This is a genomic window from Solihabitans fulvus, assembly GCF_008386585.1.
Classification (GTDB): domain Bacteria; phylum Actinomycetota; class Actinomycetes; order Mycobacteriales; family Pseudonocardiaceae; genus Solihabitans; species Solihabitans fulvus.
Window position 1 is genome coordinate 1 of the sequence record NZ_VUOB01000078.1, and the last position, 13,209, is coordinate 13,209.

General features: G+C 68.1%; 9 protein-coding genes and 1 pseudogene. 2 read left to right on the forward strand and 8 right to left on the reverse strand.

All coding sequences use genetic code 11. From position 1 onward, the window contains the following. From F0L68_RS37065 to F0L68_RS37080, 4 genes and pseudogenes are all read right to left on the reverse strand, one after another. Window positions 1-767, reverse strand: a pseudogene (locus tag F0L68_RS37065) (hypothetical protein); the annotation flags it as partial. Between the two features lie 116 nt (window positions 768-883). Then, window positions 884-4,261: an RICIN domain-containing protein gene (locus F0L68_RS37070; protein ID WP_149854587.1), complete on the reverse strand. Its 3,378-nt coding sequence runs from the start codon at window positions 4,259-4,261 to the stop codon at window positions 884-886. A gap of 383 nt (window positions 4,262-4,644) precedes the next feature. Continuing rightward, window positions 4,645-7,560, reverse strand: a complete 2,916-nt coding sequence (locus tag F0L68_RS37075) for a transglycosylase domain-containing protein (RefSeq protein WP_149854588.1) — start codon at window positions 7,558-7,560, stop codon at window positions 4,645-4,647. Window positions 7,561-7,657: 97 nt separating this feature from the next. After that, window positions 7,658-8,062 carry a DUF5318 domain-containing protein gene (locus tag F0L68_RS37080; RefSeq protein ID WP_149854589.1) on the reverse strand — a complete coding sequence of 135 codons (405 nt, stop codon included), beginning with the start codon at window positions 8,060-8,062 and terminating at the stop codon, window positions 7,658-7,660. Window positions 8,063-8,214: 152 nt separating this feature from the next. Here F0L68_RS37080 and F0L68_RS37085 point away from each other — a divergent pair, with 152 nt between their 5' ends. Beyond that, window positions 8,215-8,760, forward strand: coding sequence for a PadR family transcriptional regulator (locus F0L68_RS37085; RefSeq protein ID WP_149854590.1), 546 nt, complete (start codon window positions 8,215-8,217; stop codon window positions 8,758-8,760). A 50-nt stretch (window positions 8,761-8,810) separates the two neighbouring features. Further along, window positions 8,811-9,902, forward strand: coding sequence for an inositol-3-phosphate synthase (locus F0L68_RS37090; RefSeq protein WP_149854591.1), 1,092 nt, complete (start codon window positions 8,811-8,813; stop codon window positions 9,900-9,902). A gap of 73 nt (window positions 9,903-9,975) precedes the next feature. Here F0L68_RS37090 and F0L68_RS37095 read toward each other — a convergent pair whose 3' ends face one another. From F0L68_RS37095 to F0L68_RS37110, 4 genes are all read right to left on the reverse strand, one after another. Next, on the reverse strand, window positions 9,976-10,725 hold the full coding sequence (locus F0L68_RS37095) for an SDR family NAD(P)-dependent oxidoreductase (RefSeq protein ID WP_149854592.1): 750 nt from the start codon (window positions 10,723-10,725) through the stop codon (window positions 9,976-9,978). A 9-nt stretch (window positions 10,726-10,734) separates the two neighbouring features. After that, the gene (locus F0L68_RS37100; protein ID WP_149854593.1) at window positions 10,735-11,499 is read right to left on the reverse strand and encodes a phosphoribosyltransferase; all 765 of its coding nucleotides are present in this window, start codon (window positions 11,497-11,499) and stop codon (window positions 10,735-10,737) included. Next, entirely contained in the window at window positions 11,496-12,389 is an 894-nt protein-coding gene (locus tag F0L68_RS37105; RefSeq protein WP_149854594.1) for a DNA-processing protein DprA, read from the reverse strand. The genes F0L68_RS37100 and F0L68_RS37105 overlap by 4 nt, the downstream gene beginning before the upstream one ends. A gap of 66 nt (window positions 12,390-12,455) precedes the next feature. Further along, window positions 12,456-13,103, reverse strand: a complete 648-nt coding sequence (locus F0L68_RS37110) for an HAD family hydrolase (protein ID WP_149854595.1) — start codon at window positions 13,101-13,103, stop codon at window positions 12,456-12,458. Between the last annotated feature and the right edge of the window lie 106 nt (window positions 13,104-13,209).

Below are 13,209 nucleotides of genomic sequence, written 5' to 3' on the forward strand. Positions count from 1 at the left end.
ACCACGCCGCCGTCGGCGTCGGGCCGCACCTGGGACGGCACGCCCCCGGTCTCGGCGAGCCGGGTGTGCGTGCCGTTGCCGTCGACCCGCACCAAGCCGACGGCGTCGGCCGCGACGAAGCCGCCCCGCACCGGTACCGCTGAGGTGAACTGACCGGGCAGTTCGGTCCGCGCGCTGAGCGTGCCGGTCGCCGCGTCCACGGTCAGCACGCCCGTCCGGCCGAGATCCTGGTCGGCGCCCTGGGTGAGCGTCGCGGTCTCGTCGACACCGCAACCGGGGTTGTAGTAGGCGAGCGTCGTGCGGATCGGAAGCCGGGTCACCGTGCCGGAGCGGAGATCGACCGTTGCCGTGTAGCCGCCCCTACCGAACAGCGCCTCTCTGTTGGTGAAGGTGCGCGGGGCGTACACGACGACGGCCCTGTTCCCTGAGCCGGTGACGCAGGTGTTGCCGATCCACTGGTCGGCATCGACGCCGGGTTGGGACAACGTGGCGACGGTCCGCCAGCTGTAGCCGGTCCTCGCCTCGGCGACCATGACGTGGAAGCCGGTCGCGTCGCCGTTGGTGGTCAGGAGTCGGTCGTCGGAGGACTGCCAGCCCTTGCCGAGTAGCTCGTCGCGTCTGCTCGGCTCGGTGGTGGACGGTTCCGTCGGCGGCGTGGCCGGCTGGCTCGCCTGCGCGGGCGCGGCATGGCCGTCGGGGCTCGGGTCGGCCTGCGCGGTGGCAAACGGCAGCGTCAGCAGCACCGTGGTGAGGCAGGTCAGCCGCATTGCTCTGAGTCTTCGCACTTGTCTCTCCCAGAGACGATGAGAGGCGACCCGACCGCGATGGGGCCGGGTCGCCTCGGGAATTACGGTGACTGGTCCTTTACACAGGTGTCTTTGACCTAGAAGTCCCAGGTCATCGAGTAGTCAGGCGGTGCAGGAGACCAGTCACAGGTGCTCTGGACAATGGTCGCGTCGTCGGCGGTACTGCCGTTGGCGACCTTGAGACACTTGCCGCTCTGCCAGTTGTAGAACGGCGCTCCGACGACGGGCGAGGAGCCCATGCTGATCGAGCCAGACCAGATCTGACTGTGTTTCGCCCCGGTGCCATCGCAGGCACCGGCCTCGGCGGGAGCGCCGTCGTCCAGCCGACCGCCGGCCACCTCCAGGCAGGTGCCGCTGCCGCGGTTGATGATCTGGTAGTCGTTGAGTTCCAGCTTGCTGCTGGCATCCGTGTGGTGGCCGATGTATCTGACCACCCAGTTGTCGGTGAAGTTGTTGGAGCACGTGCGTTGTTTCGCCGGCGAGACCGTGTCGACCTGGTTGTTGAGCACCAGGCACTTGGCGCTGTTCTCGTTCACGACTCGCGTGATGCGGTCATTGGGCTGGGCGATGTAGGCCGGCGGCGTGAACGCCACGGCGTCGTAGACGACCAGGTCGCTGCCCGTGCCGCCGGCGGCGATGTTGGTGAGCCGCACGATCGGGGCGTTGTCGAAGTTGAACTCCCCGAGCGAGATCCAGGCGTCGCCGCCGTTCGAGTTCTGTGAGATGTCGATGGGGACGACACCGGTGGCGGTCGTGATCTCGTAGTGCGCCGCTGTCGTGCGACCGGTTCGGCCAGGGATGAACACCGACACCGTGGATCGGCCCTGTAGCTTCTTGCCGAGCGTCCAGGTCCCGGCGACCTTCAGTTTCTGGGCGAGGTCGCCGTCGCTTCTGGTGTGACTCATCCAGAAGTGCGCCCCGAGACCACCGCCGATCTGGTGCAGGTCGATCTTGGACGCCTCGCGTCCCGCGCTGTCCGTGCCGAAGGCGAGATCGAAACTGCCCGATGCGATCGGCCGGGCGCAGTTGTTGTCGCGCACCGGCGTGACGGTGGCAGGAAGGTCGTCGATGATCAACGATTCATCGATGCCGGGGCGGGTGACGGGCCCCGTGGCATCGCACTTGGGCGGGTAGCTGACGCCCGCGTCCGGCTCTCCCGCGTACGCCGGGTAGTCGTAACGGATGTACTCGTTGCCACACAGGTAGCCGCAGTCGGTCTTCCACTTCGCGGAGTCGTGCCACCAGCACTTGAAGTCGGCCCGCCCGCACCTGGGCAAGGTCAGGCCACAGTTGTTGCTGTCACTACAGAACAGCATTGACGGTGGCTTCACGGTCGCCCTGTTGTATGCCGCGCTACTGGTGTCGTTCGGGTCGGGGTTGTCCGTGCCGTTCCACCAGGCCGCGCGGAAGAACGGCACCTCGTTGCCGGGGGATTCCCAACCTGACGGCGGGTTCGCGGCGAAGCCCATCACCTTCTCCGGGTAGGGCCAGTATTGCGGGGTGGCGAAGTCGTGCGGGTTCATGCCGAACGGCCCCCGGTTGATGTCGTAGTCCGGGTTGGCCGGATTGTTCGTCCAGCCGAGGCCGGACGCGCCGTCGGCGCCGGGCTCGCTCGCGGAGTGGATGCCCGAGTTGTACGCCCAGGCGGCGAAGAACCAGTTCTCGATCTTGGATGGATCGTTGTCGTTGATCTTCATATTGAGGTCTTGCAGCGCGTTCCACTTCTTCTGCAGGAGTTGGAGGCCGGCGGCGACGTTCGCGGCGTAGTCGGTGCCGATGGCGACCTGCTGCTCATGCGGCAGCGGAACGTCGTTCGGGTTGCTCGGGCTCGGTTTGCCCGGCAGCCGCATGCCGTCGGTGAGCTGGGAGACTCCGTATCCGCAGTCGGACTTGGACCAGTCGATGTCCCAGTCATCGGCCTCAGTGGCGTTGTAGATGTTCACGCCGTAGTAGTTGCCGATCTGCGCGTTGCCGTACTCGCCGGGCATGGTGTAGCGGCTCGCCTGCCACAGATTGGACTCCTGGCCCAGGATGCCGAGCAATACCTGCGCCGGCACCTGGCCGTTATTCGTGTTCTTCAGCGCGACGGGCGGGAACATCCCCTGTGGGGTGTAGGCGCTGATCCCGTTGTTGTGCCAGTTCGAGCCTCTGGTGACGATGAGGTCGCCCTTGACCGCCATGTCGGCCGCCCATTCCACCTGCTTGGGCTTGGGCTGGTACACCTGCACGGTCGGGTCGTTGCGTGGCACGGCGCAGACGTGGTCCGCGTCCACTGGGGACGATCGTGGCGTGAGTCCGGCGGCTGGGTCGACTGTGAAACCGATCTGCTTGCCGGTCTTCGTACTGTTCGCCGCGATGTGCACGCGGTCCGGCACGGTCGGGTTCGCGGACGGGGAGCCGGCGGCCTTGTCAGCCAAGCGGACGTCCGTCACCACGGTCTCGCCCTGTGTGGAGACCTGGGCGTTGCCCGGCACGTCCAGCCTGGTGACGACACCGGGCAGCGACTCGACCTTGGTCGGCTTTCCGGTGAGGAACACCTTGCCTGCGGGCCCCTCGGCCAGGCCGAGGTCGGTCGCCGGGCCGGTGGCCAGGGTCGCGGCGGCCTGACCGGGCTCGACGACGCGCCGCACCCTGGCGGTGTCGCCGGTGCGATCCATGAAGACGACGCCGCCGTCGGCGTCGGGCCGCAGACGGTATGCCGTGCCCGAGGTCTCGGCCAGTCGGGTTTGCGTGCCGTTCTGGGCGATCCGCACGAGACCGGTGGCGTCAGCCGCGACGATGCCCTTCGAGGTGGGCACTGCGGAGGTGATCTGCCCGGTCTGCTCGACGCGATCGGTGAGCGCACCGGTGACTGTGTCCACCGTCCGCATCCCGGTCCTGCCGGCGGCCTCATCCGTGCTCTGGGTGAGCACGGTGGTCTCGCCGATTCCGCAGCCAGGGTTGTAGTAGGCCAGGGTGGTGCGGACCGGCAGTGTGGTCACCGCGCCAGAGACGAGGTCGACCACTGCCGTGTAGCCGCCCCGGCGGAACAGCGACTCCTTGTTGGTGAAGGTGCGCGGGGCGTAGACCACGACGGCTCGTTTGCCTGATCCCGTCACGCAGGCGTTGCCGATCCACTGGTCCGCGTCGACGCCAGGTTGGGACAGTGTGGCCACGGTCCGCCACGAGTAGCCGGTCCTGGCCTCGGCGACCATGACGTGGAAGCCGGTCATGTCGCCATTGGTGGTCCAGAGCCGGTCGCCGGAGGACTGCCAGCCCCTGCCTAACAGCTCGTCCCGCTTGCTCGCATCGACGACGGGCGGTTCCACGGGTGGTTTGGCCGGCTGGCCTGCCTGCGCCGCGCCGGGTTTCGGTTGGTTTCCGTCTGGATTCGGCGCAGCCTGCGCGACTGATATCGGTGAGATGACCAGTGCGACAGCGGCGCACAGCGCCGCCTTGGCCCAGGTTCTTCGCACGACGTTTCCTGCCTCTCGTTTTCGGGCACGCGAAACTCGCCCTCCGACAAAGGGGTGTGGTGATGGAGAGGATGGGACATTCGTTAGGTGCACACCTGTGTGCGCCCGATCCCGTTGCCAGCTAACCGAGGTCTCAAGACATGGTCAAGTTCTTGTGAGTCGTCACCCGAATGGCCCACGCGGCAGGACGCTCGGTATCGGCCGCCTTCGATGATCCGTTGTGTGGCAACACTTCTGGCGTATTGACGAAAGCGTCCGATGTGTTCAGGCGCGAAAAGGAGCCCGGCGCGGTGTGCGCCGAGCTCCCCGAACTCGCCACCGACCAGACAGCCGAATGGGCCCCGCGCTGGTGTGCGCGAGACCCATTCGGTCGGATCGGGCTGTCAGCCCCCTGTCTGGGCTTCCGTTCCTGGTGTGAAGTTGTTGCCGCCGGCACCCTGACCGTTGCCGGTGTTGCCTGTCGGCGGTCCGCCCGTGGTGGGGCAGATCAGCGGCTTGCACGGGGGCGTCTGGTGGGTCGGCGGTGTCGTCGTCGTGGTTTCGCGCGGCGGAGTCGGCTGCGTGGTGGTGTTCGCCGGCGGGTTGTTCGTCGGCTGCTGGTCCTGCGGGGGGTCCGCCGGCTTGGTGTCCGAGGCCGGCGGCGGCGGCGTGCTCGGCTTGCCCATCTCCTTGGAGACCTTCGTGAACGTCTGCTTCTCGCTGCCGTTCAGGTAGTTGCTCATGAACTTCTGCCACATCTTGCCCGGCAGACCGGAACCACCGATGTCCTTGTTGTCCTTGTCGATGATCGGGGCGTACTGCTCGGACCCGACCCACACGGCCGCCGAGACGGCGGGGGTGTAGCCGACCGTCCACGCGGCCAGGTTGTGGGTGGTGCCTTCGAAGTCCTGGGTACCGGTCTTGAGCGCGGTGGGCCGGTCGTCGGTCAGCTTCAGCTTCCACTGCTCCGCCCCGGTAGACAGCGACTCAGTGACCGTCCGCGCGATGTCGGCGTTCTTGGTCGGATCGGGGTCGAAGGCCGGTGTCGCGGTGTCGACGTGGGTGTAGGTCGTCGAACCGTCCGAGGCCACCAGTTTGCTGATGAAGAAGGACGTGTGCCGCTGCCCGTCGTTGGCGAAACTGGCGTACGCGGTCGCCATGTCGATCGGGCGAACCCGCGTCTTACCACCGCCGATGGCGATGTTGATGTCAGGCGGTCCGCCGTCCTCGCCGACCAGCAGCGGAACCTTCTTGTCGCCCTGCGCGATCTCCTTGGGTATACCGGCATCCCAGGCGGCCTGAGCAGCCCCCTGCGGAAGCACGTGCTCGGCGATGATCCGCGAGAAGGTCGTGTTGATCGACCACCGCATGGCGTCGCGGATGGAGCAGTCTGGGTCGCAGTCGTAGTGCGCCTGCGCGTTGCGCACTTTCTGAGACGCGTTGCCGCCCGTTGGCAGGTACGGGCCGGTCGACGGGAGCCGATCGTTGAGGCCCATACCCTTCCGCAGGGCGCCGACCAGGTCGAATGGTTTGAACGACGAACCGGGGTTCTGGACCATGTTCGCGTAGTCCGAACCTCGCGAGACGGTGCCGCCGACATACGCGAGCACTCCTCCGCTGTTCGGCGAGACGGCGACCAGCGCCTGCTTCAGCTTGTCCGTCGGCTGGCCGGTCATAACCTCGTCCACGGCCTTCTCGGCCGCGTCCTGGGCCTTGGGGTCGATCGTCGTGTAGATCTTCAGGCCCTGCTGGAACGCCTTGTCCAGCGTCATGCCGGGGACGGTGCCGCCTTCCAGTTCATCGACGATGCGGTTCTGGATGACCGCCTTGGGGCCCTGTGCCGTCTTGGGCTGGGTCTCCTTGACGTCCTTCGGCTTGGGGAACTGCTCCTTGTCGTGCTCGGCCTGGGTGATCCAGCCCTTCTGGAGCATCTGGTCCCAGGTGAACTTCCAGCGGCCCTCGGCGTAGCCGGGCTCGGTGTCCATCCTGGACGGGCCCTGGATCGCACCGCCGAGCAGCGCGGCCTCCGACGGCGTGATGTCCTTGAGTTCCTTGCCGTAGTACGCCTGCGCGGCAGCCTTGATGCCGTACGAGCCCCGCCCGAAGAAGACGATGTTCGCGTACGACTGGAAGATGGTCTGCTTGTCCTCTTCCTTGGTCATCTTGTAGGACTTGACCAGCTCCGTGAACTTCCTGGAGAGCGTCGGGTCCTCGTTCGTGGTGGCCTTCTTGATGTACTGCTGGGTGATGCCGGAGCCACCGCTGTGCCCGCCGGTGGCCTGGAGCCAGACCGCGCGGAAGATCGCCTTGACGTCGAAGCCCGGGTTCTCCCAGAAGCCCGCGTCCTCGGCGCCGAGGATGCCGTGCTGGACGTTGTCCGGGATCTCGCTGAACTTCACGAAGCTGTGCGCGCCGCCCTCGGGGACGATCTTGCTCATCTCGCTGCCGTCGGCGTAGTACACCGTGATCGCCTGGTTCTGCGCGGCCGCGACGTCCTCCGGGTTGGGGACGTCGACGTACTGGTAGGCGATGGCGAACGCGACGACCGGGCTGATGATCATCAGCCCGAACACGACATAACAGGTGCGCCGGACGCGCCGCCAGATCTTCTTCCTGCGCAGCTTGCGCGCCTCTTCCTCGCTCAGCTCGTCGTCCTCGTCGACCAGACCCTCGTCGTGCAGGTCGACATCGTCGTCGTACGGGTTGGGCTCGGTGTGGGTGAGCAGCTCCGGCTCGCGCGGCAGTTCGTCCTGCACGGGCGGCAGCATGACGGTGCGCTCGTCGCCGGGATCGCGGCGCGGCACTCCGCCGGGCATCGGCCGGCCGGGGCCACCGGGCGGGCCGCCCGCCGGAGGGCCACCGGGACCGCCGGGACCGCCGGGACCGCCGGGCCGCATGCCGCCGGGCGGCATCGGTGGACGACCGCCGCCAGGACCGCCGGGCCGCATCGGCGGCCCCTGCTGCGCGGGGAAGCCGTCCGGCGGCGTGGCGGGACGCTGGCCGCCCTGCGGGAACCCGCCGGGGGGCGTGCCGGGGCGCGCCGGGCCGGGGAACCCACCGGGCGGGGTGCCCGGCCGTCCCTGACCGGGGAAGCCACCGGGCGGCGTGCCGGGGCGGCTCCCGCCCTGCGGGCCGCTTCCCGGCCCCTGCCCCTTGTCGTCGGCGTCCCAGAGCGGGCTCCAGAAGCCGGTGCGGTCCTCCTCGGACCCACCGGCGCCGTGGCGTCCGCCCTGGTTCTGCTTCCCGGCGAGGTCGGGGTCCTCGCCGGTCGGCCACTGCGGCTCTCCGCCGCGCTGCCTGTCGTCGTGCTGGTCGTTCACGAAATGGCCTCCCAGACCGACATGCTGCGGCAGCACGTCGTTCGGTGGTCGTACGCCGCCTGTTTCTCGGGGTGCGGCGTCCGTGGACAGAGGGACCTCACTCCGCCGCGGTCCTCCTACGTGGCTTGCTCTCGCGCAGGCCTCGCGTTCCCAGGACGTACGACTGCACCAGGTGGTTCCAACTACATGTGCGGCACACTTCCACGACGTACACCGAGAACTCCCCGAAGAGGGTAGCCATCCGGGTGAGCTCGTCCGCCGTCCTGGCTGATCCGGCCGCGTGCTTGAGCTCGTCGCCGTACACCCAGGAGACCAGCGTGAGCGGCTCCTTGCGACAGACCGGGCAGGTCACGTCGCTGGGCTGGCCGTGGAACTTCGCCGCGCGCAGCAGGTAGGGGCTCGCGTCGCAGACCTCGTTCGTCCCGACCCGACCGGAGTAGACCTCCGCGAGCAGCGCCCTGCGCTGCAACGCGTAGTCGACGACCTGCCGTTGGGTCCGCACGGCACCAGAGTACGTGGCGACCGCGACGCCTCTATGGGCCGTTCGGTGCAGCCGGGTGACGGTGTGCCACATCGCACCGTCAAAACAGGTGTTGGATGTATCGGACCGATATAGTGAGCCGACCCATCGGGAGCTGTGCTTGGAGGTGACCCGTGCTCGAGTTCGCGATCCTCGGCCTGCTGCACGAGGCGCCCATGCACGGCTATGAGCTGCGCAAGCGGCTGCACGAGCTGCTCGGTGCGTTCCGGGCGTTCTCCTACGGCACGTTGTATCCGACGCTGCGTCGGCTACAGCGAACCGGGTTGATCGCCGAGGAGGGCGACGAGCCGGCGACCCGCACCTGGGGTCGCCGGGCGCGCAAGGTCTACAAGCTCACCGGCGACGGCAAGGAGCGGTTCGCCGAGCTGCTCGCCAACGCCGGCCCGCAGACCTGGGACGACGACGCCTTCGGCGTCCACCTCGCGTTCTTCTCCCGCACGCCGGCCGAGGTCAGGATGCGAATCCTGGAGGGCCGTCGGCGGCGGGTCGAGGAGCGCAGGGAGGGGCTGCGGGCCACCCTGGCCAGGGCGGGCGAGCAGATCGACCGCTACACGCAGGCGCTGCACCGGATGGGTCTGGAGAGCAGTGAGCGCGAGGTGCGCTGGTTGAACGAGTTGATCGCGCACGAGCAGGCCGAGGGGCGGGACGGGACCGAATGAGCCCCGTCGTCGCAGGCAACGTCACGGAAGAACGAGAAGGAGGACCCGGCATGGGCGAACACCGCCGCAGCGTTCGGGTGGCCATCGTCGGCGTCGGCAACTGCGCCGCGTCGTTGGTGCAGGGCGTCCAGTACTACCGGGACGCCGACCCGAACACCCGTGTGCCCGGACTGATGCACGTCCAGTTCGGCGAGTACCACGTGCGCGACGTCGAGTTCGTCGCCGCGTTCGACGTGGACGCGAAGAAGGTCGGTCGCGACCTCTCCGAGGCCATCGTGGCCAGCGAGAACAACACGATCAAGATCGCGGACGTGCCGCCGCTCGGCGTGCCGGTGCAGCGCGGCCACACCTTCGACGGCCTCGGCAGGTTCTACCGGGAGACCATCGAGGAGTCCGACGACTCGCCGGTCGACGTGGTGAAGGCGCTGCGCGCCGCGCAGGTCGACGTCATGGTGTCCTACCTGCCGGTGGGTTCGGAGAAGGCGGACCGGTTCTACGCGCAGTGCGCCATCGACGCCGGTGTGGCCTTCGTCAACGCGCTGCCCGTGTTCATCGCGTCGGACCCGGAGTGGGCGGAGAAGTTCCGCGCGGCCGGCGTGCCGATCGTCGGCGACGACATCAAGTCGCAGGTCGGCGCCACCATCACGCACCGCGTGCTGGCCAAGCTCTTCGAGGACCGGGGCGTCCAGCTCGACCGCACCATGCAGCTCAACGTGGGCGGGAACATGGACTTCCTGAACATGAAGGAGCTGGAGCGGCTGGAGTCCAAGAAGGTCTCCAAGACGCAGGCGGTCACCTCGCAGGTGGACCGCGACATGGGCAAGCAGAACGTGCACATCGGGCCGTCGGACTACGTGGCGTGGCTCGACGACCGCAAGTGGGCCTACGTCCGCCTCGAGGGTCGCGCGTTCGGTGACGTCCCGCTGAACCTGGAGTACAAGCTCGAGGTGTGGGACTCGCCCAACTCGGCGGGCATCATCATCGACGCCGTGCGTGCCGCGAAGATCGCGCTGGACCGGGGCATCGGTGGCCCGATCCTGTCCGCGTCCTCGTACTTCATGAAGTCCCCGCCGGAGCAGTACTCCGACTCGGTGGCGCACGAGGCCGTGGAGAAGTTCATCCGGGGCGAGCTGGACCGCTGAACCGCCCGACGCGGGGCCGCCTGCCAGCTCCGGCGGCCCCCGCGTCGGCCCTGGTCGTTCTCCGTCGTTCGGGTCAGCGCTTGCGCAGCCGCAGCGACTGCCACGAGCCGTCGGCCGTCCAGCCGCCGTCGACGGGCAGCGCGACGCCGTTGACGAATCCGCTGCGCGCCGGGTCGGCCAGGAACAGCACGGCCTGCGCGATGTCGTCGGGGCCGGCGAAGCGGCCGGCCGGCACGTGCTCGGTGATGTCGAGGTCGGTGTAGCTGCCGCCCGCCTGGTCGGCCTCGTCCATCTCGGTCTTGACCCAGCCGGGGCACACGGCGTTGACCCGCACGCCCCGTCCGCCCCATTCGACGGCCAGCGTCCTGGTCATCCCGATCAGGCCGTGCTTGCTCGCGTTGTAGGCGACGCGGTCGGCGACCCCGCGCAGCCCGGCGATCGAGGCGATGTTCACGATCGACCCGCCGCCCTGGTCGAGCATCACCCGCCCGGCCGCGCGGCTGAGCAGGAACGGCCCGGTGAGGTTCACGTCGAGAACCCGTTGCCACTGCTCGGTTTCGGTCTCCTCGGCCGGCGCGATGCTGGAGATGCCGGCGTTGTTCACCACGACGTCCACCCGCCCGTGGCATTCGAGGGTCCGCTCGACGAGCGCGGCCACGTCGTCCGGCGAGGACACGTCCCCGGCGACCGCGAGCCCGTCGGTTCCGTCGATCGCCTGAACATCGAAGCGCACCACGGCGAAACCCGCGTCGTGCAACACCTCGGCGATGCGCCTGCCCATGCCCTGGGCCGCGCCCGTGACTATCGCGACTGGTTGGTCCACGGCCCGAATCTAGGCGAGGGATCCGTTGTCCGGTAGGCACCGACCCAGGCAACACCGGCTCCAGTCGAATGGCCGTGCGCGCGCCCGTGCCAGGAAAGGCGCGGAGTGCACGTGTTGCGGGTTGATATGACGCCCGATAACCACTACCGCGACTCGTTGCGCGCCGGCGCGCTTGAGCGCGGCGGAGGCCGATTGCGCGCTGGCGCCCGTGGTCCAGGTGTCATCGACAAGAAGCACATTTCGTCCGGTGACCGGTGCTGCGAGAGTGAACCGGTCAGGGCTGAACACTCGATCGCCCGCGACAGCGCGCGCCACTGTCAGCGCATCGGTGAAGCGGGATCGCGTGCGGCCGATCATTCTGTTGAGGATCGTGGCCAGTGGATGCACGCCTGATCGGCTACCGCTGGGAACCGTTGTGACAAGATCGAAACCGTCGACACCTGCCGCCGTCGCGACGCAGTTCTCATGGCGGCCAAGGAACTCGTTGAACACCGTGGCGAGCCCGTTGGTGTGCTTGATCCGCACGCGCTCTATTTTGCTGTTCTTGTAGTGCCACAGTTCGTGGGCGAGCTGCTCACCCTTGACCGCGATCGCGATCGGAATCACCACATCGGCGAGCTGCTCGCGCGCCATCGCGAGATGTTTGTGGCACTGGTGGCAACGCTGATAGCCGACGGTGCTTCCCCAACACGTCGCGCAGACTTCGTCGCCGGGCTCTGGCACCGGCACGAGGACGTTGCTGTAGCGCTCGACGAGCCGGTACTGCGGGCTCACAGCTGGATGAGCTCGGGATGGTCGCTGGTCAGCTCGCCAAGAACAGCGATCAGGTGATCGGAGCTCTCCAGCACCGTGGTGTTGGGCCGGTCGGCCATCTCCTTCGCCCAGGTGGTGCCACTGACAACCTCGGGCAGCAGGAACACATGCCGGCCGTGCTCAAGAGCAAGCCGAGCCTGGATCCGACTGCCGCTGTGCTCGCCGGCCTCCACGACGACCGTCGCCACCGTGCAGCCGCTCATCACCGCGTTTCGCATGGGAAAGCTCTGTCTTGCCGGCCGGGCGTCTGGCCAGAACTGGGAGAAGACCGCGCCAGTGCGCGCTATCTCGTCCTGTAGTTCGCGATTCGCGGCCGGATAGCAGTGTCGAAGCCCGGTGCCGACCACCGCGACCGTTCGGGTGCCCGCGTCAACGGCCGCCCGGTGCGCGGCGGTGTCGATGCCCTCCGCGAGTCCGCTCATAACGGTGATGCCCTTACCTGCGAGCGCGGTCGCGATATCGCGTGCCCGCGCCAGCCCCCGAGCACTTGCTCCTCGGCTGCCGACCACGGCCACCGCCCGCTCATCGGCGGGGTCGAGAAAACCGCGAAAGGTCAGGAACGGCGGTCGCTGGTGCACCATCATCAGCTGGGCAGGATAGGTGTCGTCCAACACGGTGACGAGCTGGATGCCTTCGTCCCGCCAGGATTTGATCTCACGGTCCATCGCGTCGATCTGCTCGTCGAGATCCCGGTCGACGTGGTCGAGCGCCGGCTGGGTCGGCGTCACAAGACTATCCACTGTGGACAGTGCCGAACCCGCCTCCTCGACTGTTCGGGTGACGTCGGCCCAGCTTCTGCCGCTCTCGCGTAGGGCCAGCAGCAGAGCGGCCTGCTCGCGTGTATCCGTCACGACCTCATCCTATCGAACACTCGTTCGAATGCATCTTGGTTCATCTGATCGTGGCAGTCTGCCGGGCTAGTCGTCCAGGCGCAGCGCGGCGGGCAGGTCGCTGATGTCGTCGAGGACGGCGGTCGCCTCGGCCAGCACCTCCGGATCCGGCGGGAAGTGCCGGTTGGGCAGCGCGTAGACGGCCATGCCGGCGGCGAGCGCGGAGCGCAGGCCGTTGGTGGAGTCCTCGACGGCGGCGCACTCCCTGGCCGGCACGCTGAGCGCCTTCGCGGCGGCGAGGTACACGTCGGGGGCGGGTTTGCCGGCGCCGACCTGTTCGCTGGACAGCGTCACCCGCACCGTGTCGGTCAGGCCGGTCGCGCGCAGCACGACGTCGATCAGCGCGGGCGGGGCGGAACTGGCGATGCCGACGGGCCAGCGTGCGGCGACGGTGCGGACCGTGTCCACCGCGCCGGGCAGCACCGGCGGGTCCTCGGCGACGCGGCGCACCATCCTGGCGGTGACCTCCTGCGCGATCCGCTCCGGCGTCGTCAGCGCCCCGAGCGAGTTCACCAGGTAGGCGGCCCATTCAGGGGTGCTCATGCCGAGCATCGCCCTGGTCGCCTCCGGCAGCCACCGGCCGCCGTGCTCGGCGACGACCGCGCGGCGGACCTCGTCCCAGGTCCGCTCGGAGTCGATCAGCACCCCGTCGAGATCGAACACGACCGCGTCCATCCATCGACCCTAGCCGCGCCGCGATGCGCCGCGCCGCCTGTGCCGCAACTTACTTAGCTATAGCAACTAAAATAAGTTAGGCTAGCTAAGTAAGTTGCTTCGACCT

Excerpts from the sequence above, each read along its gene's own strand:
- F0L68_RS37110 (WP_149854595.1), bottom strand. The coding sequence starts at position 13,103 with ATGGACGCGGTCGTGTTCGATCTCGACGGGGTGCTGATCGACTCCGAG.
- F0L68_RS37090 (WP_149854591.1), top strand. The coding sequence starts at position 8,811 with ATGGGCGAACACCGCCGCAGCGTTCGGGTGGCCATCGTCGGCGTCGGC.